We start from the raw sequence: 20936 nt of genomic DNA, 5'->3' as shown, positions 1-20936 counted from the left end.
AAATGGCTGATCAAAGTCCTCTTAGACACATAAAAATCGAAGGCTATTCTCAAACAGACGAATTTGTAAGTCCAAGAGGTGGTGGTAAGCAACCTCCTATTAGAGTTCGAGAAAGAGGTATTCACGGAAGTAAAATTCAGGAACATTTAAATAACATCAAACTCGAATTTGAGACATTAAAGGATGTTGAACTTCCAAATGGAATAATTAGAGATGATGCTATCTATGTTGAATTCATCTCTGAATTTGACTTTAAACCTGCATTTGATAGTTTTCATAGTGATGCAAAAACTTCTAAGTACGAACTCTTAAATATAAAAGAAGAACTAATTGATGGAAAGGTTAGGTTTAGAATTAATGTAATGCTTACTGAAGGAGGGATTAGTCACTTTCTTAGTAGAGTCAATGATTACATTTCTTCAGAAACTGAAACTCCAAAACATAACAGATTAATCAGTAATCTTGAATCTATCCAAATTGCAACACTAAAAGCCTTTTGGACAGAGCCTAATGAAAATCCGTTTCCAGATGAAGAAGAAGTTGTTTGGTGGGAAGTTTGGTTTAGAAAGAAATTAGATATAGATCATACATCGGAATATGGTAAAATTATTTTTCAATTAGGTTTAGTAAATGCAGAAATTGCTGATAAGGAATTAGTTTTTCCTGAACACTACATAAAATTAATAAAAGCTTCTCCACGTCAACTTTCAGAGTCAATCTATTTATTAGATAATCTAGCAGAGCTAAGAAAGCCTAAAGAAACTGCTGATTTTTTCACCACTTTTAATATCTCAGAAAAGGAAGATGCATTTAATGAATTACAAAGCCGAATCGAGAATAAAACAAATGAAGATAGCTTAGCTATTTGTATCTTGGATGCAGGAGTACAAAGACAACATCCGTTATTAAAAGATTTTATAGCTGAAAATAGCTTATTCAGTTATAAACGAGATGATTGGGGTACTCATGATAGCGGAAGTGGTATAATTGGTGGTCATGGAACTGGAATGGCTGGACTAGCATTATACGGAGACCTTACCACAGCAATGGCTTCAACAAACAATATTCAAATTTATCATCAATTAGAATCCGTTAAGTTTATCAATAAACCAGACCCACATGACCCTGAATTCTATGGAGCAGTAACAATTGAAGCAGTAAACTCACCTATTGTTTCAGCTCCCTTTCGTCCTAGGATTTATTGCATGGCAGTTACTGATAAGGATCAAGCATTCTATGGTAGACCTTCTTCTTGGTCTTCTGCTATTGACAAAATAACATTCGGCAATGAAGATGAAAATTTAGAAAAACAGTTATTCTTTATTTCGGGAGGAAATATTTTTCTAGAAAATCCAGATGATTTTCTAAATAAAAACTTTTACGAATCGGTTCATGACCCTGCTCAAGCATTTAATGCTATTACTGTAGGTGCTTATACAGAAATGGACACTTTTGATTTTGAAGAATTTCCAGATTCGAAACTATTAGCTGAAAAGGGAGGAATGTCTCCTTCTAATTCTACTTCTGTAATTTGGGAAAATGATTGGGCTATTAAGCCTGATTTAGTAATGGAGGGGGGAAATTTGATTAATCAAAGAGGTGATATTGTTGCACCACATTCATTACAACTCTTGACTACTCACAAGGATTATCGTACTACATTATTACAGACCTTTAGTGATACAAGTGCTGCTACTGCTTTGGCTGCTCGTTTTGCAGCGCAATTGAAAGCTGAATACCCAGACTTATGGCCGGAATCAATTAGAGCATTAATGATACATTCTGCCGATTGGACACAAGCCATGTTAGGAGGAAAAAATATAAAAAGTGTAGAATCATTTAATAAGCAAGAAAAAAGAAATTTACTAAGGTCTTTCGGATATGGTGTTCCAAACTTAAAAAAAGCCTTGTACAGTGCGCAAAATTCTCTTACTCTAATTGCAGAAAAGGAAATAACCCCATATAGAAAGGAAGGAAATATCAAGTTTAATGACATTCATTTATTTGAACTTCCATGGCCGACTGAAATTCTTCAAGAAACTTTAGGTGAAACAGATGTGAAATTAAATATCACAATATCCTATTTTATTGAACCAAATCCTGGTAGTAGAAAATATAGTAATAAGTTTAGTTACCAATCACATGGATTACGATTTAATGTAATCAAACCTGGAGAAGATAATGAGACGTTCCAAAAAAGAGTAAATAAAAATACTCGTGAAGAGGGAGAAGTTGGTTTTTCAGGGGAAGATTGGATAATTAAAGAGCAATATCGTAATAAAGGATCCATTCACCGTGATTTTTGGATTGGTTCTGGAGCAGACCTTGCAACAAGAAACTGTATCGCAGTTTATCCAGTTTCTGGTTGGTATAGAATGAGAAAGAAACTTGAGAAATATGATTCTACGATTAGATATAGCCTAATCGTTACAATTGAAGCTCCTGAAGTTGAGGTAGATATTTATACTCCTATTAGGACATTAATTCCAATTGAAGTATAATGTGAGCAACGCAATCTTCACATTTCCCATCCTCGTTCCTACTACGGTGGCAAAGAGCAAAGCTTACACACAAAAATGGGAATGAAAACAAAGAACGAAAACACAACAATATGTATAGTGCATAGCACCCTCAGGGATGCTACGACACCATACATGGAACATAAAAGAACTCTAAATTTAAATAAGCAGGTTATTGTGTCGATTAACAGATTTTGAGTTGGTTTTATTTGTAATATGAAAAGCAACTATCATTTTAAATTTGAAGATTTGGTCGTTTATCAAAAAGCGAAGGATTTTGCTGAGGTTGTAGATTCATTGGACCAACTATTTCCGCAACGAGAATTATAGGCTCTAAGTTCACAGTATAGAAGGGCAGCAGATTCAATTGCTTTGAATATAGCAGAAGGTTACCCTGGAAGTGATGCTCAATTCATAAAACATATTAATTATGCGATTTATAGTTCTAATGAGCGTGTTTCGGCTAATGGAAAAGCATGGAGAAGAAATTATATTTCTTTAGAGCAAAGAGAGAATATAAGAAAAGAGATCACGACTATTTAAAAAATGTTGATAGGCTTACGAAGTAAAATTAGGAATAGAATGGAGAAATAATAATTTTACCACATACCACATACCACATACCACATACCACATACCACATACCACATACCACATACCACATACCACATGTCCATCTACTCTTTCAAATCCCACATCCCCGTAATTCACGAATCTAGTTTCGTCCATCCACAAGCCACCGTAATCGGTAATGTGATTATAGGTAAGAATTGTTATGTGGGTCCTAGTGCGGTGATACGAGGTGATTGGGGCGAGATTATCTTGGAAGATGGAGTAAATGTGCAAGAGAATTGTACCGTACACATGTTTCCCGGTAAAAGCATTACCCTTAAAGAAGGTGCTCATGTAGGACATGGTGCGATTATTCACGGTGCCAACTTGGGTCGCAATTGCATGATAGGTATGAACAGTGTGATTATGGACGCCGCAACTATCGGTGACGAATGCATCGTAGGTGCTATGTCATTTGTAAAAGCTGAAGCCATTTTTGAATCCCGATCAGTTATCGTAGGGAATCCTGCCAAAAAAATTAAAGAAGTTTCAGATCAAATGATCGCATGGAAAACAGCCGGTACAAAACTATACCAGCAACTTCCTGCCGATTGTCACGAGACGATGACAGAGGTACAACCACTCAGAGAAATCCCTGAAAACCGTCCTGTGCAGGAAGATTTTTATAAAACTTTGCAAGAGATGAAGAATAAATAAAGATGTAAGTTTAACGTTTTAATGCAAAATAACCATTGAAACTAACAGCATGAGATAACTCTACATTAAACCAGTATGTATCAGAAGGTAATGGAGTAGAATTAAAAGTACCATCCCAACCTATTCCGTTTCCAGAAATTTGTTTTAAGAGCTTTCCATATCTATCGTAAATATAAATTTTAGCATTATTATTGGATTTTATTCCGCTTATTTGCCAGTTGTCATTATAACCGTCTGCATTAGGCGTAAAAAACTTAGGGTAATCAATAATATTTATCAGCTCACTATCTTCTCCACAACCATTTATATCTCTAACAAAAACTTGATAAGTCCCACCTAGTAAGTTTTCAAAATAATTACTTTCTTGATAGTTAATTCCATTTATTGAATATTCAAAATCACCATCTCCAGCAGCAATTATTTCTACAAAGTTATCACCTAATAATCCCGAATTTACAGTTGTGATAGTTGGTAATTGAGATCTATTTAATGTGGAGTAAAATATGTTAGAACAAATGATGCCATTATTCCTTCTAAACACTTCCACACTATAATCGCCATTGTCAATCAATTGAACAGTGGAGTTATTAGAAATAATTAGTCCATTTTCTAATTGAGTCCAGATATAATTATCAAAACCGGTATTTACTGTAATATCAATGTAGGGTTCTGTTCCACAAATTAAGTAAGAAGTATCTAGATCTATATCAGGTAGGTCTTCAGTAATTATATCAAACATTATGGACGAGTTACACGAGCTATTTGATGTGAAACTTACAACAGCTGTAATAGTTTGTCTATAGGCAGTGGTGTTTTGATAATTAGATAAAGAGACTGGATTTATCAAATTGTCATTTTCATCATAATACGCAATAGTTAAGTTGTTTTGACCATTTAGAATATCGGTAGAAACTTGGGATAAATTAAAAGCAGCATACCCATTACCAGTATCACAAGAATATAAATTGTTAGGTGTGTTAATAATAGGTTGACTTATAGTTTCTAAGAATAAATCGGTAGCAGATAGACAAGAAGTATTTATGTCAGTCACTTCTATGGTAACCGTCTGATTAAAAGGTGTTGTATTTGTAAACGGAGTTGTAAAGCTTGAAGTTATATCATTTCCACTTGCGTCAAAGTAAGTAAAGTTCAAATCGGTTCTGTTATTTGATAGTGTTTGTTCAACTTGCGATATATCAAATAAATTAGAAATACCATTATTATCATCATCACAGCTTGTTAAAATTGGTAAAGCAGGAAGAGTAGGTGAAGCTTCAACTAATAAATCAACAAAAAACTCTGAATAACAGTTAGAATTTCCATCCGTAATTCTAACGGTAACATAGTCTATCATAGGGTTTATATTTTGAAAGCTTGTTAAATCTGTATTTGCAATTAAATTTCCATTCCTATCATAAAATTGATAAGATGGAGACTGAATTGTGTTTTGAACAGTACTTTCTACTTCCCTAAGGTTAAATAGACTAAAACCACTATTAGAAGCTGATTCACAGGCGACAATGTCGGGAATTGAGTTTACATTAGGTGCAGCATTAGTTATGATCTCAAAAGTAGTTTCACTATAGCAACATAAATCGCTAGAATAAGCGATTCTAGCAGTTATAATTTCAGAATTAGCTATGATATTATTAATAGTAATGGGCAAAGGATTAGGAAGAGCCTCTCCATTTTGCCTAAAAAAAGAAACGATGACATTGGTTTGCGATCCTGCGACAGAATTTATAAGGTTACTAGTGTCAAAGTTATTTGAAAAGCCGAGATTTCCTGGGTTTTCGCAAGCATACAGGTTAGCAATAGAATTTGCTATTGGAGCGTCATAAACTTCTACTGTTTCATTTAGGTTGTAAACCGTACCATCTGTCCTTGTTATCGTAGCAATTAGATTGTAAATACCTGGATTTGAAAATGTATGGACAGGAGATTGAATAATAGATGTATTATTGGCGCCAGAATTAGGATCGTTAAAATTCCAAACGACTGATTGGATATTGGTCACATTATTTAAATTAAAAGTCTTGTTGAGACCGCATTCAGAATTAAAATTTAACGTAAATGGTTTGGCTGTATCGTTAATTGAACCGTTGACTTTCATGAACCAGTTGTATTCTGAGCCTGGATTTGAGCCGTTAGCATTTATCGTATTCGTATTTTGAAAATTGTTAACGGTAAATACTGTTCCAAAAGGAGTACATCCATAATACCAATTAGTTCCAGTGTCTATTGCTGTTGCCGCAAAAAATATGATCCCAGATCCAAAGAATGCTCCTTTTGTAATAACTATTAAAATCCTTTCTGTTCCGCTTGGTACAACTACTGGTGTAGTGAATATTGTATTAATATTAACCGGTGGAAAAGTTATAGAATTTAAAATGGGAAAGGCGGTTACTGGACTAACTCCTAATGGTGCAGGTGGTGAAGAAATATTGAATGAAGAAGGAAAGTTCTGATCAATAGGATAAATACTTATCGTATAATTAGATCCAAAGTTGGAATAGTCCACGGCAAAGTCTATACTTTCTATTATGAATTCTTCACTAGCGCTTATCCCAAAATCAGACATTGCATAATCTTTCGCATATCTTACGGTTGTGTACGAACAACCATAATTTGTCGATGGTAAGATTTCACAATCATTATAACTTAATGTAATCTGAGAAAAAGAATAGCTGGTATATATCAAAAAGAGACTAATTAAAAAGAGCTTTATTTTCATATATTAAAGTTACTCTTATTATTCCAATTCCCCATTTATATTGGATAATATTATCTCAATCAGGATATTAGCATTTTAATTTTTTAAAATGTAAATAAGCTCATTTTTGTCGCGCTTTCGCAAAAGCAGAATTACAACATAATTTTACATACTAACGAGCCTTAGTTTTCTTATTTTTATGCCATGGCAAAGACTATGGATTTTATACTCCCAAAAATGGGAGAATCAATTACCGAAGGAACCATCTTAAACTGGCTCGTTCAAGAAGGAGAATCTTTTGAAGAAGGAGATATTTTAGTAGAAGTAGGAACCGATAAAGTAGATAATGAAGTGCCAGCGCCAGCCGCTGGAACCATGTCTAAGCACTTGTACGCTGCAAATGATGTGGTGGATATAGGAACTGTAATGGCTCATTTTGAAGCAACCGATGGTTCTTCAGCTAGTCAAACGAGTTCAAAGGCTGAGCAACAGATGGCACCTAGCGATACTAAAGCACCGATTACTGATACGGTAAAGCAAGATAAGAAGCTCAAGATTTCGAATTCCAGTTCAAATTCGATCTCCAATTCATTCATTAATAAAGATCTTTTCGTCAGTCCATTAATAGATGTCATAGCTCGTGAAAATCATATGTCCTATGAAGAGCTAGCGCGTATTCCAGCAACGGGAAATGAAGGTAGGTTGCGCAAAAGTGACGTGGTGAACTACATCAATGAGGGAAGACCATTCCAGTTTGCACAAGCAGTGAGCAATGAACCAGACCCAACAGCTTATCGGATACCTCAATTAAAATTTGACAAAGGAACTGGTAAGATTGTAGAAATGGACCGCATGCGCAGGATGATTGCTGATCGCATGGTCTACAGCAAGCACACCAGTCCGCACGTGACGGCTTATGTAGAGGCAGATTTAACCGATTTAGTGAACTGGCGTAATAAGAATAAAGTGGCTTTTCAAGAAAAGTACAGCGAGCGATTGACCTTTACACCATTATTTGTAGATGCAGTAGCACGAGCAATTAAGGAATATCCTCATATCAATGCAAGTGTAGATGGAAAAAACATCATCGTTAAAGAAAATATTAATGTAGGAATGGCAACGGCGCTGCCATCTGGAAACTTAATCGTTCCAGTAGTAAAAAACGCCGATCAGAAATCCCTACAAGAAATCGCTGCAGATGTGAATCGAATGGCAAACCTGGCGAGAGAAAACAAACTAGGAGGTGATGATATAAAAGGAGGGACTTTTACAATTTCTAACGTAGGAACTTTTGGCTCTCTTATGGGAACGCCTATTATCAATCAGCCGGAAGTAGCGATTCTTGCCACAGGAATTATCAAAAAACGTGCTGAGGTCATGACTAAAGACGGTGTCGATTCGATAGAAATACGAAGTATGATGATGTTATCCTTATCTTTTGATCACCGAGTAGTGGATGGATTTTTAGGAGGTAGTTTTTTAAAGCAAGTGGCTTTGAATTTGGAGCAAGCGCCGACAGAACATTACTAGAAAAAAAATACCGTTTTTGTTTTCCCGCCCCTGACGAGGAAACTATTTCTTATTGTTTTCCCGCGCTCGACGCAGGATCCATGTCGGCGGATGATGAAATTTGAATTTTAGGATATAGCTTTACGTGGACTCAAGGATTAGAACTTAGTTTTCAGTGCAAGAGTATAATAAAATACCAATATCGCGTAGGCTCCGCGTCAAGCGCGGAGAAACAAATTGAAAATTGAAAGAAATAATAATAGAGCGCGGAGAAACAAATCGACAGTTGAGAGAAGCGAAAACCAAAAATGCCCAATAGAGATTTTCATTGTTACTATGTTTATATTCTCGCTAGTAAGAAGAATGGGACTCTTTATACTGGAATGACTGGAGGAATTGATAATAGAATGGAACAGCACAAACTGGAAATGTTTGAAGGGTTTACTAAGAAACATAATGTCAAAAATCTAGTCTACTTAGAAGAGTTTCAATATGTGGATGATGCGATGGCAAGGGAAAAGAAATTAAAGAAGTGGCGCAGACAGTGGAAGATTGATTTAATAGAAGAGGAAAATCCACAATGGAGAGATTTGACCGAAGATTGGAAAGGATTTATGGGAAATAAATAAGAATTGATTTTTCTGAGTTTGAGATGAAAAAAAAAATACCGTTTTTGTTTTCCCGCCCCTGACGAGGAAACTATTTCTTATTGTTTTCCCGCACTTGACTCGGGATCCATGTCGGCGGATGATGAAATTTGAATTTTAGGATATAGCTTTACGTGAACTCAAGGATTAGAACTTAGTTTTCAGTGCAAGAGTATAATAAAATACCAATATCGCGTAGGCTCCGCGTCAAGCGCGGAGAAACAAATTGAAAATTGAAAGAAATAATAATAGAGCGCGGAGAAACAAATCGACAGTTGAGAGAAGCGAAAACCAAAAATGCCCAATAGAGATTTTCATTGTTACTATGTTTATATTCTCGCTAGTAAGAAGAATGGGACTCTTTATATTGGAATGACTGGAGGAATCGATAATAGAATGGAACAGCACAAACTGGAAATGTTTGAAGGGTTTACTAAGAAGCATAATGTCAAAAATCTAGTCTGCTTAGAAGAGTTTCAGTCAGAATACAATACAAATTTTTGATTAGATGCGATGACCGGTAAAACTCTTAAGATAGGAGCCGAGTTTAGAGCAAGTGCAGAGGTGACTAAAGGTTCAATGATAACTCGATCATATTCTGAAGACTCCAACAATTTAGATCAAGCTAGAGTTTACTTTGTTGATAACGTAATAATTAACGAGGGTAATTCACAATTTAATTTTGGTTGTATACATTGGAAACGCACTTATTATGATCTAAGCAGATATACAACAGCTAAGGTTTCTTTTTCTTTAGTTCCTCTAAAAGTCCAATAGATAAAAAATTTATTTATAAATATTTTTATTTCAGCAATTGTTGTGATTTTTATTCAATGTGACAGTAATGATGCAAGCGACAGTGATAAACTGAGTATGTTTATGCAGGAAGTTCATGGAACTTATGAATTAAGAAATGCCGTTGTAAACATTCCCATAGACCTCGATGGCGATAGTATTTCTCAAACAAATTTATATGTAGAAGGTTCTTTCTGTGGAAACTCTAAAATCTTTGATTCTTATAAGTGTTCCCTTACAAGCAATGAGTATTATAATGAATTCAGTGTAGAAGTGCCTTTATCAGAATTTTCGCCACAGTATATGCCTGACATTTGTTTAAGAGATAAACATTTACTGGGCAAATTTATTTATAATAGTGATAATGATAATATTGTTTTAGAAGTTAACGATTTTTACAATAACTATAATTCAAGTTTTCGTTCTGTAGTATTGGATACGTCCTGGGAAAACAGATGGGTCTATTTTACTATCAAGACTGAATTTTATGATAAAAATGGTCATTGGAAAAACGTAGAATTATTTTTAAGTTATGAAAAGATTTTAGACACTCCTATATAATCAGATGCTGATTTAATGTTTAAACCTTCTAAAATTAAATTTTAGAAGGTTTTTTTGTTATATCTCATTTTTAACTAACAACTGTTAGTATAACTTTTCTGTGCTTTGTATCTTTACTCTATGAATAAGGAACTACTCAAAAAAGCCTACAAAAACCTAACCACTGCTAAAGCAATGACGGAACTCTACGAAGAAAACTTTAAAACAGTTTCTAAGTACGTTCACGCGACCAGTCGCGGTCATGAAGTGATTCAGACAGCATTAGGTATGCAGTTAAAGCCTCAAGATTATGCGTTTCCATATTACCGAGATGACGCGATGTTGTTGTCTATAGGCATGAAGCCATATGATTTGATGTTGCAACTACTGGCTAAGAAAGAGGACCCTTTTTCTGGTGGTCGTACCTATTACTCGCATCCATCTTTAAGGGATGATGACAAGCCTAAAATTCCTCATCAGTCTAGTGCTACAGGAATGCAAGCTATTCCTGCGACTGGAGTGGCGTTAGGTTTTCATTATAAAGAAAGTCTAACAGTAGAGCAGCAAGAAAAAATAAAAGAAAATGCCAGCTCGAGCGATAGTGCTGCTTTGAGCTTGTCGAAGAGTCGAGAACATTTAAATACGGATGATTCAAATTCAATAGTAGTTTGTTCTCTAGGTGACGCGTCTGTTACAGAAGGTGAGATTGCAGAGGCTTTTCAAATGGCTGCTTTAAAGCAATTGCCTATTCTCTATTTAGTACAAGATAACGGCTGGGATATCAGTGCCAATGCTGAAGAGACACGTGCTCAAAATGCGGCCGAATATGCCGCTGGATTCCATGGAATAGAGGCGATTTCTATAGATGGGACTGATTTTGAAGAAAGCTATAATACCTTAAATGAGGTGATTGAGAAAATAAGAACAGAGCGTAGACCATTTTTGGTTCATGCAACAGTTCCCTTATTAAATCATCATACGAGTGGCGTGCGTATGGAGTTTTACCGCGATGATTTGGAAGAGGCGAGAAGCCGTGATCCATATCCGCGTTTGAGACAGTTATTGTTTGATAATGGTTTTAGTGAGCAGGATGTGGATGGTTATGACGCTTTCGCGAAAGCGGAAGTAAAAAAAGCCCTAGACTTAGCTTTACAACAACCCGATCCAGAACCAGCCGATTTATTTACAAACGATTTTGCGCCAACACCAATTACCGAAGAAAAAGGAGAACGCTCTCCAGCAGGGGCAGAGAAAGTGGTCATGGTAGATTGTGCCCTATTTGCCATAGAGGAATTGATGAGAAAACACCCAGAATGCTTGCTCTACGGACAAGATGTAGGTAGCAGATTAGGCGGTGTTTTTAGAGAAGCAGCAACCTTAGCTCAAAAGTTTGGTGATAATAGAGTATTCAACACCCCTATTCAAGAAGCATTTATCGTGGGAAGTACGGTAGGAATGAGTGCTGTAGGATTAAAACCGATTGTAGAAGTGCAGTTTGCCGATTACATCTGGCCTGGATTGAACCAGTTGTTTACCGAAGTGTCTCGTTCTTGCTATTTAAGTAATGGAAAATGGCCAGTATCTATGATATTGCGCGTGCCAATAGGAGCATACGGCTCTGGCGGTCCTTACCATTCCAGTTCTATGGAAAGTGTAGTTTCTAACATAAGAGGTTTAAAAATTGCATATCCATCAAACGGCGCCGATTTAAAAGGACTCCTGAAAGCGGCCTATTACGACCCAAATCCAGTAGTGATTTTTGAACACAAAGGATTGTACTGGTCCAAAGTAAAAGGTACCAAAGGAGCGACAAGTGTCCAGCCTAGTGAGGATTATGTATTGCCTTTTGGCAAAGCTTGGGTTTTACAGGAGATTTGGAAAAAAGAAGAAGAAGAAACCTTGTCGATTATCACTTACGGAATGGGTGTGCATTGGGCAATGAATGCCACTGCCGAGCTTGGTTTACAAGATCGAGTAGAAATTGTAGATTTAAGAACCTTACACCCGCTGGATTATGAGACGGTTTTTGCGAGTGTGAAGAAATGTGGAAAATGTCTGGTAGTCACTGAGGAGCCCAGCGATAATAGTTTTTCTCGAGGTTTACAAGGTCGCATTCAAGAAGAATGTTTTAAATACATCGATGCGCCAGTAATGGTTATAGGTTCTGAAAATATGCCAGCGATTCCATTGAATTCTATTTTAGAAGAAACGATGATTCCTAGTACAGAGAAAGTAAAAGCTAAAATTGAGGAGATCTTGAGTTATTAATAAGAGGTAAATTAATGCTTAAAAGACTTGGCAATCATTTAGATCGTAAAACGATTTCTTTTGACTTTAGGTCACTTGCATTGTGGAGAATCATCACAGGTCTTGCAGTTCTTTATGATTTGGTTTTTTATAAGTTTCTATTTCTTGAGAAGTACTATTTCTCAGGTATTTTAAGACCTGAATCTGCCATTGAGCCTTATTATGGAACTGGATTTGATGTAGTAAACGCTCTTGGAGAAAATGCTTTTATTGCTTTTATTTTCTTTAGCATTTTACTATCGATTTGTTTTACCATAGGGTTATTGGATAGATTTGTTAAGCCCATATTATTTTTTTGCTATAGTCTGATTATAGTAAATAGTCTTTACCTGATCACTGGTTTCCATTTTATGGTATTGGTATCTCTTTTTTGGAGCATATTTCTACCTACTGGAACGGTATGGAGTTGTGTGAAGCATAGAGATTTTTCCATACATCCTCTCGCATTATACGGGTTGTATTTGCAAATAGCGTTGATTTATTTAACGAGTTTTTTGGTTAAAAATGGTGCTATATGGTTGGATGGTAATGCAATAGAGCTAGTTGTTCAAGATGAGTATTTTGCTTCTGGTTTTGGTTTTCAACTAAGAAACTATCCTCTAGTTTTAAAAGTACTTACCTATGTAGCTTTAGTTTGGGAGTTTTTAATTCCAGTATTTATCCTATGGCCTTTTAAAAGGAATTTAAAGCTTATTGCAGCAATGATGATTGTGTTACTTCATTTAGGAATAATGATGATGGCGCAAGTAGGACCTTTCTTGATTATGGGTATGGCATTTAGCGCTGCTTTATTACCAAAGCATTTCTGGGAGCGCTGGAAGTTTTTAAAAAATGATTCTTCAAGTAAAAGTTCTGTATCATTTAAAGGAGTAAGGACAGCTTATCTAAAAACTTTCTTGCTACTCGCGGTTATTGCAATAATGTTAAAGGGTAATTTAAGATATTGGTATTTAGGAAGTCATGTGAGTCCTTTGATGCGTTCTATTCCTGGCAGCTATGATTTGTTTTATAAAAGATGGATTCCGTTGTATTTTCTGTACGGCTTTAATGATCAACCTTGGGTGTTTTTTCAAATGAATGCAACCTCTGATTTAGGATTGTATTTAATTATCGAAGAAAATGAAGCCGGTGTTTTTTCTTTAAATGGAATCGAGATAGGCAAAGAAATAAATGACCTTAATAATATAGATCAGGCAAAATTTATAAATGGATTTGGACATCATCTGGAATATACAGATTACCTTTATACGGTCAGTTTAAAAGACTACTCTGATCGGTTCACGAGTGCCACATATCAAGAAATGTTGGTAGAATACAGTCTTAAAATGGACAAGGAAAAAGAAGGCACTGTTGAGAACTTGTATTTAGTCTACTTGTCAAAAACTCCAAACTGGAACGGTACATCATATGCTTATGAGTTTCATACTTACTGTTTACAAGAGTTAAATTTAAATGACTTAAAAAGCGAATGAAAGTATCATTGGAAAATAGAATTATGAGTTTTGACCTCAGGTCGCTTGGGCTTTTTAGAATTGCATTAGGTGTTGCCCTTATCTATAATTTAATTTTTTATCGTTTTCCAGCTGTGGGCGTCTATTACAATAATAACGAGTGGCTTCCAGAAGCAAGTTCGAGCGATTATTACGGGGAGAGTTTTCCATTATTTAATTGGTCAGACTCTAATCTTTGGTACTATTTCTTATTATCTCTGATGTTGTTACTAAGCCTTTTGTTTGTGATAGGTTATAAGACAAAATGGATCACACCAGTGCTTTTCATAACTTTCGCTAGTTTGATAACTACCAACCCTTATATTTCTCATGGTGTAGAACACCTAGAGGAGACGGCATTATTTTGGGCTATGTTCTTGCCTCTTAACCGTCGATTTCAATTTTTTCAAAATCAAAAAGCAACTTTTTTTAATTTTGGAAAGTTGGCTCAGTTGGGTTTTCAATTTCAATTGTTCTTAATCTATTTCTCCAGTTGGATTTTTAAAAACGGAGAATTATGGCAGAGTGGCCGATTGCTCGAGGTAGTTTCAAAGGATCTGATTCATGCAAGACCATTATTACAACAATTGGGTATGTATCCCGAACTGGCTCAAACTTTTACTTATGCCGGTTTTTACTTAGAAGTGCTGGTTTCCATACTGTTATTGCTCTCTTTCTTCTTTCAAAGAGCAAGATTGTGGTCTGCAATTTCTATTATTTTATTGCACGGTATTATGGCTGTATTCCTACACGTAGGAACCTTTTTTCTTATAGGGTTAGCCTTTGGATTGCTTTTATTACCCCAAAGCTTCTGGAGTTGGAAGATCTTTCCTGACCGTTGGAGGTATCAAAATTCTATAGGTTTGGAAGTCCTTTCGCATCGATGGAAAAACGTTAAAAGAGTTTTTATTCTAGCAACAATGCTATTCATCTTACACGGTAACTTCTATCATTGGAGTAAAAATAGTTATTTAAGTCCTTTTCTATCCAGTCTTCCTTTATATAAATATACCATAGGTAAACAGTTAGCCGATCCTGGTATCTTCACTGGTTTCTGGCATCAATCGTGGAAATTTTTCCCAAATAATATATATGATGATCTGGGGGATTTTTTGTTTATTGGATATGATGAGAATGAGGTCCCATACGAATTAAGAACATCAGAAAAGTTACAGATAACAGATTTTGAGGGCTCTTATAAAATAGAACCACTACCTACTGCCTCTTATTTTGGAGCAGAGTTTACCTTTGGGGTTTATTATAAATTCTATCAAGATCGTTTTCCAGTCTCAACGCAAAAAGGATGGCTAGAATTACAACTGAATACATATAAGCAAAAGCAGCCTAAAAAGATAATTACAAAAGCAGAGTTATGGAAATTACAAAGATTCCACACCTATGAAGGAGGGGTTCTAGTGCTAAAAGATACATTGTTCAGGTTGGTTCGTATCAACAATCCATAAATAATAAATAGTTACTCATGAAAATCCAAATAGAAAGAAAAAATAACGATTACCTAATGGAGGCCACAGGTAAATCAGGTAATAAAGTAATGATAGATCACAGCGGTATGGAAGTCGTTCAAGGAGTTAGTCCTATGGAGTTGCTTCTTATGGGAGTAGGTTCTTGTAGTGCGATTGATATGATTTCCATCCTTAAAAAGCAACGCCAGGAAATTACGAGTTATAAAGTAGAAGTAGAAGGAGAACGTTATTTGTTAGATGACTCCAGGCCCTTTAAAGAAATGCATGTAAAAGTGTACTTAGAAGGAGCTATCGATCCAGACAAAGCCCAAAAGGCTGCTGATTTAAGCTTTGAAAAGTATTGTTCGGTTTCTAAGAGTTTTGATAAATGCTTGAAAATTACTTACATCGTTGAAGTGAAATCAACTTAGAACTATTGTTTAAACAACAAATAAGTCAATACATATTAAAATGTTGTTTTAAAGTTAATAATATTTTTAACAATTTAAATTTCTTTATTTCTTTATTTCTTTATTTCTTTATTTCTTCACGTAAATTTTATTTATATGAAAAAGTTAATGTTGTTTTTAATTTGCTTAATTGTTATCTCATGTTCACTTGATGATGAAAAAGGTTATGAAAGTTTAGATTATGTGAAAATTGATCAAGTATTGGCGATGCAAGGTAAAATGCAGCGATTGGCATATAGTCCTCTATCAGCGAGTGAAAAGTATTACGTTTGGATTACAAGACTTAATGAAGTTCAAAAAACAACTATTAACAATGAACAGACAATAATTTTGAATAATCTTCGAAATCACCTTTCAATAAATTATTTTAATAATTTAGAAATTAGGGAATCGAAGGAACAATCATTTTCTCTATTGAAAACAAGGGTTGTTGAACAATTTGGAGCTGATTTGGCTAAAAAATACTTCACAACATTAGATAAAATAGGGTCATCGAATGTAAATAAAACAGATACTGGAATTGTTCCACCAGACGGCGGTGATAGACAATGCACTTGTAATTCAAGCGATGATTGGTGTATATATGGAAGTAGTTGTTTTGCTGGATTTTGTTTGCAAACTAATAGTGGTTGTGGTTGGTGGTTAGAAGGACCATGTAATGGAACATGTGTTAGTAATCCTTAAATTTAGTATTATGAAGAATTTGTTTTATTTTTTAGTAGTTGCATTTATTCTGTTTGGAAGTGCTTTTATGATTTTGAAATGGGATCAACTTCAATATTATTTTAAATTTGGCAATACCGACTTTTCTAAAATTCTGGTTGAATCTCCTGAGGATCATGAGTTGAACGTTGGACAAACGGCAACATATGTTTTTAATTTAGAAAACACAGGTTCTAATGATTTAAATATAGAAAATGTATTAACGGAATGTGAATGTTTAATACCTACTATTAAATCAAGCACAATTAGCAGTGGGGAATCCACTAAAGTTTATGTTCAGTTTACTCCTGAAAAACAAGGTAAATTTATTAAATATGCTATAATTGAAGCAAATACAGCTCCGCCATTAACGGTATTAACAATAGAAGGAGAGGTTAAATAATTAATTAGATACAATTCTAATTATTTAGATATACCTTGATTAATCTATCGATTATTTCTAGTTCTCACATGTCTATGCGATCTTCACCGTCTCAAATTGCATATATTATGAAAGTAGCCCTAGAAAGAAAAAACAAGGATTACCTGATGGAAGCCACAGGCAAGTCAGGTAATAAAGTAATGATAGACCACAGTGGTATGGAGGTCGTTCAAGGAGTAAGTCCTATGGAATTATTGCTAATGGGTGTAGGTTCTTGCAGTGCGATTGATATGATTTCCATCCTTAAAAAGCAACGCCAGGAAATTACGAGTTATAAAGTAGAAGTAGAGGGAGAGCGTTATTTGTTAGATGACTCCAGACCTTTTAAAGAAATGCATGTAAACGTATTCTTAGAAGGAGTTATTGATCCAGACAAAGCCCAAAAAGCTGCTGATTTAAGTTTTGAAAAATACTGTTCGGTTTCTAAAACCTTTGATAAAATAGTAGCAATACATTACAAGGTAGTTGTAAATGCCAGTCAATCATAGGAAAATGATTTAGAAACCAACTAAAAAAAAGCCGGATTCATTTATCTCAGACTCCTCATAATAAATGGGTTATGATACGGTCAATATAGTATCTTTATACCCTATTTTGAAGCTTTATTTCATGCGCCCCATAGGTATACTTTTATTTTTTGCAGTGGTTTTTATTTCTTGTAAAAAAGAGGTGAAAACAAAGAATAACTACTCCTTTTACCACTGGAGTACGACCTATCATCCTACCGAAAAAACAGATCAGTTGATCAAAGATGGGGGCACTTATAAAGAATATGTACGCTTTTTTGATTTGACAGTAGACCAAAAAGCCAATAGTGTATTTCCAATAGCAACCATTCAGTTTGATGAGGAGGTACAGATTATAGCTAAGGAAATTATTCCTGTAGTTTATATACGCAACGAGGTTTTTCTTCATAAAGACGGAAGTAAAAACAACCTAAATAAACTAGCTAAAAATACGGCAGAGAAGATCAAACGCATTCAAAATAAAAATTTGATGGGTAAAGCTGCGGTAAAACAAATACAGATTGATTGTGACTGGACGAATCGTACAAAGACCAACTTTTTTGAATTCCTAAGATTCTTAAAAAAAGAAATGCCAGGTTATGTGATCAGTGCTACCTTGAGGCTTCATCAAGTAAAATTTAAGGAACGCACTGGTGTACCGCCTGTAGATCGAGTGGTACTAATGGCTTATAATGTAGGCGATTTGGGGGATGAAGAAGAAATGAATTCTATCATAAGCAATGAGGTCACCGCTCAATATCTGGAGCAACTGGAAGATTATCCGTTGCCTTACGATGTCGCATTGCCGCTTTTTGAATGGGGCGTTCTTTACAGAGATGGAAAACTTAAAGGGCTTATAAGAGATCTTACTCCCAGTTTGTTGGAGTCCGCTTTCGCGAAAGCGGGAAAAGAAAACACCTATAAAGCCACATCAGACTCTTATATCAACGGCATATTTATTTACAAAGGTGACGATTTAAGGGTAGAAACGGTTAACAAAGAAAAACTGCAAGAACTTTCTTCCATGATCAAAAAAGCCTCTGGATCAGACGCTAATTATGAGACTATATTCTATCACATCAATTCACCATTAACTTTAAAATTCTCTTCTGATGAACTATCGTCTTTTGCTCAGTAAATTATGGTTGTTTTTATTTCCAGTATTGGGCTTTGGTAACACTATTAATAATACCACGGGAGCTTTTTGTGGTTGGGATCCAGCTTGGGAGGATAGTTACTACCCCATTATAGACCAATTCTCTTTGGTCAATAAAGATTTTCACGCCTTTTTAAATTGTCCGGACACTCCATTTTGCGATACCATATATAGGAACCTAGCGTCTATCAATATACAAGAATGGGTTACCTATTTTAATGGTGAATTTACCGAAGAAGAACTGCGAGGTATTATTTATACAAGACCTTTAGAATGGTTTTTAGGAGAAAAGGGCTTTGAAACTTATGATGATGATTTGGGAGAAAAACTCAGTACTAAAAAATTTGAATTTTTTAAAGAATATTTAATCCTTGCAAAACAAACTCAAAATACGTCAAGTGATACATCTGGCGGTAGAGGTTGGTACCAGGGGGAGCGATCGGAGTATCAAGAGCAACAAAAAACAGTAGATAAAAGAGAATTACTTTCTGAGGCATTAGAGCTTGTAGCTATAGCTCCAGACGATTTTATGCGCAATAGAGCAGGGTTTCAAGCTGTAAAAATGGCACATTACCTTCAAGAGAATGAAGCGGCGATCAGGTATTTCTACACGATTCTTAAAAAAACAAGCGAGTATAAGTACATCTACTATCGTGCTATGGAAGAAATGGCTGGTGCGGCTTATCATCAAAATCGTCAGGTTTTAGCAGCGACCTCCTACTTAGAAGTTTATGATCAATTACCAGATAGACGCAGCACTTGCGGTATCAGCTTAAGGTTTTTGAATTGGGAACTATTAGAGAACAACTCAGAATTTACGGCTTCCAATAAAAACACAGATGTGAAGAGTTTCTTCAAAGCCTTTCACGGTCGCGGCTCTGTTCTAAGAGAAATGGAAAATATCGCTCGTGATAATGTGAATTCGCTTTATTTAGAAGTGCTTGCTGTTCGGTATTTAGACCAAATGCAATCTAGTATTTTTGAACATTTGGAGTCGGGTTATTACGATGAAAGTGAACCTATTGAGGGCTATGCAAAGCAATTGTATCTTTTCACAAAATCCATCCTCAATGAAAAAAATCTTAAAAATAAAGATTTATGGTCGCTGGTACTAGCTACCACTTATTTGTATCAAAATGAAAATGGATTAGCCTTAAGCTATATGTCTACTTTACGACCTGGAACTGCATATAAAAAGCATTTCAAAAGGTTAAAAACGGCGGTACAATTTATGAGCATCAAATCTTTGGATAGAAAAAAAATCAATCAAAGTTATGAACGCATCGCTAGTGATGAAGACTTGAGAACTCATAAGCCTACGGTAGCAGCTTTTTTCAATCATATCAGTGCGTTGTATAAAGATGCTGGAAATCCTATTACAAGTGTATTGGCTTCTATAGATTATGATTCTTATTCAAGTGATAAGCCATACGATTGGACTGGGGTAGGGAACTTACACGGGAGTAGTTGGGAGTATGACGCTAAATATTATTACCTGAAAGAGGAGTACATCAATAATTTTGACATATTTGTTGGACTGTCTAATCCCACATCTTTTGAAAAGACCATTATCCAACGAATGAAGACGCGGCCTAAAGATTATGTTCACGATTTACGAGGTACGTATCACCTGAGACAAGATCAGCTAGAAGAAGCGATTATCGAATTCAAGCAAGTAAAAAGACCAGAAGTGTTTTGGGAAAAAGGCGTGCGTGCAGAATTATTTTCTGCCTCGATTAAAGAGTATATGAATGTGCCTTTTACTACTATTTCAAATGACTTTCATGTTACCTATTCAACTATTTTGGGAGAAAACGCAAAAGAAATTGATTCTAGTAAAAAACGCGAATCTTACAAGGACAATAAGATTCAATTAGCGCAAACACTGATCCGGCTAAAACAGCTTGCACAAAGCAATCCTGATAAAGCTTCTGACTACTATTACATGATCGGTAATGCTTGGTACAACATGAGTCATAAAGGCTGGTTTATGAACAATAGCTATTACATCAGCAATGATAACCGCAATACTTTAAATGCTCCAAGTTATGGTGATGACGATGGTGAAGAAGAAGTCATAGATGACAGTTTTATTCTGGGTCAAGCAACAAAGTATCTCTTAAAAGGACTGCGCTCAGAGAGCGGCTCTAAAGAAACCAAAGCGGCTCTGCTTTTTATGCTCGCCAAAACCAATAGTTGTGAAGACGGAAATTATGATTATGATAGGAATACCTATGAGCTTGATATTTGTGGTGATCATAAAGTTTATTTCAACCAATTGAGAGACGGCTATTCAGATACAGCATATTACAAAGAGGTGCTGAAAGAATGTTCTTGGTTTGAGAATTATGTAGAGTAATTAAAATATCCATTTTCTAAATAAAAAGATGGCATACTTAAGTACTGGG

Annotated in this window: 16 protein-coding genes and 1 pseudogene; 16 read left to right on the top strand and 1 reads right to left on the bottom strand. The window is 35.3% G+C overall.

Annotated features, from left to right (window positions below; translation table 11 throughout):
- Nucleotides 1-2: 2 nt before the first annotated feature.
- The 3 genes and pseudogenes from F0365_RS00910 (at nucleotide 3) to F0365_RS00900 (ending at nucleotide 3788) form a co-directional block, all read left to right on the top strand.
- The gene (locus F0365_RS00910; protein ID WP_169931925.1) at nucleotides 3-2501 is read left to right on the top strand and encodes a S8 family peptidase; all 2499 of its coding nucleotides are present in this window, start codon (nucleotides 3-5) and stop codon (nucleotides 2499-2501) included.
- A 363-nt stretch (nucleotides 2502-2864) separates the two neighbouring features.
- Nucleotides 2865-3062: pseudogene (locus F0365_RS16720) on the top strand (four helix bundle protein); the annotation flags it as partial.
- A gap of 126 nt (nucleotides 3063-3188) precedes the next feature.
- Nucleotides 3189-3788: a transferase hexapeptide repeat family protein gene (locus F0365_RS00900; RefSeq protein WP_169931924.1), complete on the top strand. Its 600-nt coding sequence runs from the start codon at nucleotides 3189-3191 to the stop codon at nucleotides 3786-3788.
- Nucleotides 3789-3798: 10 nt separating this feature from the next.
- Here the strand turns inward: F0365_RS00900 and F0365_RS00895 are convergent, their stop codons facing one another.
- Entirely contained in the window at nucleotides 3799-6522 is a 2724-nt protein-coding gene (locus F0365_RS00895; RefSeq protein ID WP_169931923.1) for a T9SS type B sorting domain-containing protein, read from the bottom strand.
- Nucleotides 6523-6705: 183 nt separating this feature from the next.
- On the opposite strand from F0365_RS00895, the gene F0365_RS00890 reads away from it, so the two are divergent.
- From F0365_RS00890 to F0365_RS00830, 13 genes are all read left to right on the top strand, one after another.
- Nucleotides 6706-8031 carry a dihydrolipoamide acetyltransferase family protein gene (locus tag F0365_RS00890; protein WP_169931922.1) on the top strand — a complete coding sequence of 442 codons (1326 nt, stop codon included), beginning with the start codon at nucleotides 6706-6708 and terminating at the stop codon, nucleotides 8029-8031.
- A 287-nt stretch (nucleotides 8032-8318) separates the two neighbouring features.
- Nucleotides 8319-8639: a GIY-YIG nuclease family protein gene (locus F0365_RS00885; RefSeq protein WP_169931921.1), complete on the top strand. Its 321-nt coding sequence runs from the start codon at nucleotides 8319-8321 to the stop codon at nucleotides 8637-8639.
- A gap of 315 nt (nucleotides 8640-8954) precedes the next feature.
- Nucleotides 8955-9161: a GIY-YIG nuclease family protein gene (locus F0365_RS16765; RefSeq protein WP_169931920.1), complete on the top strand. Its 207-nt coding sequence runs from the start codon at nucleotides 8955-8957 to the stop codon at nucleotides 9159-9161.
- A gap of 315 nt (nucleotides 9162-9476) precedes the next feature.
- Nucleotides 9477-10013, top strand: a complete 537-nt coding sequence (locus tag F0365_RS00875) for a hypothetical protein (RefSeq protein WP_169931919.1) — start codon at nucleotides 9477-9479, stop codon at nucleotides 10011-10013.
- Between the two features lie 120 nt (nucleotides 10014-10133).
- The gene (locus F0365_RS00870; protein WP_169931918.1) at nucleotides 10134-12260 is read left to right on the top strand and encodes a thiamine pyrophosphate-dependent enzyme; all 2127 of its coding nucleotides are present in this window, start codon (nucleotides 10134-10136) and stop codon (nucleotides 12258-12260) included.
- 14 nt (nucleotides 12261-12274) lie between these two features.
- Nucleotides 12275-13771 (top strand): hypothetical protein, encoded by a 1497-nt coding sequence (locus F0365_RS00865; protein WP_169931917.1) that lies wholly within the window; start codon nucleotides 12275-12277, stop codon nucleotides 13769-13771.
- Nucleotides 13768-15252 (top strand): hypothetical protein, encoded by a 1485-nt coding sequence (locus F0365_RS00860; RefSeq protein WP_169931916.1) that lies wholly within the window; start codon nucleotides 13768-13770, stop codon nucleotides 15250-15252. The genes F0365_RS00865 and F0365_RS00860 overlap by 4 nt, the downstream gene beginning before the upstream one ends.
- Nucleotides 15253-15269: 17 nt before the next feature.
- Nucleotides 15270-15683, top strand: a complete 414-nt coding sequence (locus F0365_RS00855) for an OsmC family protein (RefSeq protein WP_169931915.1) — start codon at nucleotides 15270-15272, stop codon at nucleotides 15681-15683.
- A gap of 135 nt (nucleotides 15684-15818) precedes the next feature.
- A complete protein-coding gene (locus F0365_RS00850; protein WP_169931914.1) occupies nucleotides 15819-16406 on the top strand; it encodes a bacteriocin fulvocin C-related protein in 588 nt (195 codons plus the stop codon).
- 10 nt (nucleotides 16407-16416) lie between these two features.
- Nucleotides 16417-16827, top strand: a complete 411-nt coding sequence (locus F0365_RS00845; RefSeq protein WP_169931913.1) for a DUF1573 domain-containing protein — start codon at nucleotides 16417-16419, stop codon at nucleotides 16825-16827.
- A 107-nt stretch (nucleotides 16828-16934) separates the two neighbouring features.
- Nucleotides 16935-17354, top strand: a complete 420-nt coding sequence (locus F0365_RS00840; protein ID WP_169931912.1) for an OsmC family protein — start codon at nucleotides 16935-16937, stop codon at nucleotides 17352-17354.
- A 121-nt stretch (nucleotides 17355-17475) separates the two neighbouring features.
- Nucleotides 17476-18510 carry a hypothetical protein gene (locus F0365_RS00835; protein ID WP_169931911.1) on the top strand — a complete coding sequence of 345 codons (1035 nt, stop codon included), beginning with the start codon at nucleotides 17476-17478 and terminating at the stop codon, nucleotides 18508-18510.
- A complete protein-coding gene (locus F0365_RS00830; RefSeq protein WP_169931910.1) occupies nucleotides 18485-20887 on the top strand; it encodes a hypothetical protein in 2403 nt (800 codons plus the stop codon). Before F0365_RS00835 ends, F0365_RS00830 begins: the two co-directional genes overlap by 26 nt.
- Nucleotides 20888-20936 lie beyond the last annotated feature (49 nt).

Origin of the sequence: Nonlabens sp. Ci31 (assembly GCF_012974865.1) — a bacterium.
In the GTDB taxonomy this organism is placed as follows: domain Bacteria; phylum Bacteroidota; class Bacteroidia; order Flavobacteriales; family Flavobacteriaceae; genus Nonlabens.
The sequence above is the reverse complement of the archived record's forward strand: the minus strand, read 5'-3'. Positions and strand labels throughout refer to the sequence as shown.

What these genes read in the sequence shown, in the direction of transcription:
- F0365_RS00910 (WP_169931925.1), top strand. Translation starts at nt 3, where the DNA reads ATGGCTGATCAAAGTCCTCTTAGACACATAAAAATCGAAGGCTATTCT.
- F0365_RS00900 (WP_169931924.1), top strand. Translation starts at nt 3,189, where the DNA reads ATGTCCATCTACTCTTTCAAATCCCACATCCCCGTAATTCACGAATCT.
- F0365_RS00895 (WP_169931923.1), bottom strand. Translation starts at nt 6,522, where the DNA reads ATGAAAATAAAGCTCTTTTTAATTAGTCTCTTTTTGATATATACCAGC.
- F0365_RS00890 (WP_169931922.1), top strand. Translation starts at nt 6,706, where the DNA reads ATGGCAAAGACTATGGATTTTATACTCCCAAAAATGGGAGAATCAATT.
- F0365_RS00885 (WP_169931921.1), top strand. Translation starts at nt 8,319, where the DNA reads ATGCCCAATAGAGATTTTCATTGTTACTATGTTTATATTCTCGCTAGT.
- F0365_RS16765 (WP_169931920.1), top strand. Translation starts at nt 8,955, where the DNA reads ATGCCCAATAGAGATTTTCATTGTTACTATGTTTATATTCTCGCTAGT.
- F0365_RS00870 (WP_169931918.1), top strand. Translation starts at nt 10,134, where the DNA reads ATGAATAAGGAACTACTCAAAAAAGCCTACAAAAACCTAACCACTGCT.
- F0365_RS00865 (WP_169931917.1), top strand. Translation starts at nt 12,275, where the DNA reads ATGCTTAAAAGACTTGGCAATCATTTAGATCGTAAAACGATTTCTTTT.
- F0365_RS00860 (WP_169931916.1), top strand. Translation starts at nt 13,768, where the DNA reads ATGAAAGTATCATTGGAAAATAGAATTATGAGTTTTGACCTCAGGTCG.
- F0365_RS00855 (WP_169931915.1), top strand. Translation starts at nt 15,270, where the DNA reads ATGAAAATCCAAATAGAAAGAAAAAATAACGATTACCTAATGGAGGCC.
- F0365_RS00850 (WP_169931914.1), top strand. Translation starts at nt 15,819, where the DNA reads ATGAAAAAGTTAATGTTGTTTTTAATTTGCTTAATTGTTATCTCATGT.
- F0365_RS00845 (WP_169931913.1), top strand. Translation starts at nt 16,417, where the DNA reads ATGAAGAATTTGTTTTATTTTTTAGTAGTTGCATTTATTCTGTTTGGA.
- F0365_RS00840 (WP_169931912.1), top strand. Translation starts at nt 16,935, where the DNA reads ATGAAAGTAGCCCTAGAAAGAAAAAACAAGGATTACCTGATGGAAGCC.
- F0365_RS00835 (WP_169931911.1), top strand. Translation starts at nt 17,476, where the DNA reads ATGCGCCCCATAGGTATACTTTTATTTTTTGCAGTGGTTTTTATTTCT.
- F0365_RS00830 (WP_169931910.1), top strand. Translation starts at nt 18,485, where the DNA reads ATGAACTATCGTCTTTTGCTCAGTAAATTATGGTTGTTTTTATTTCCA.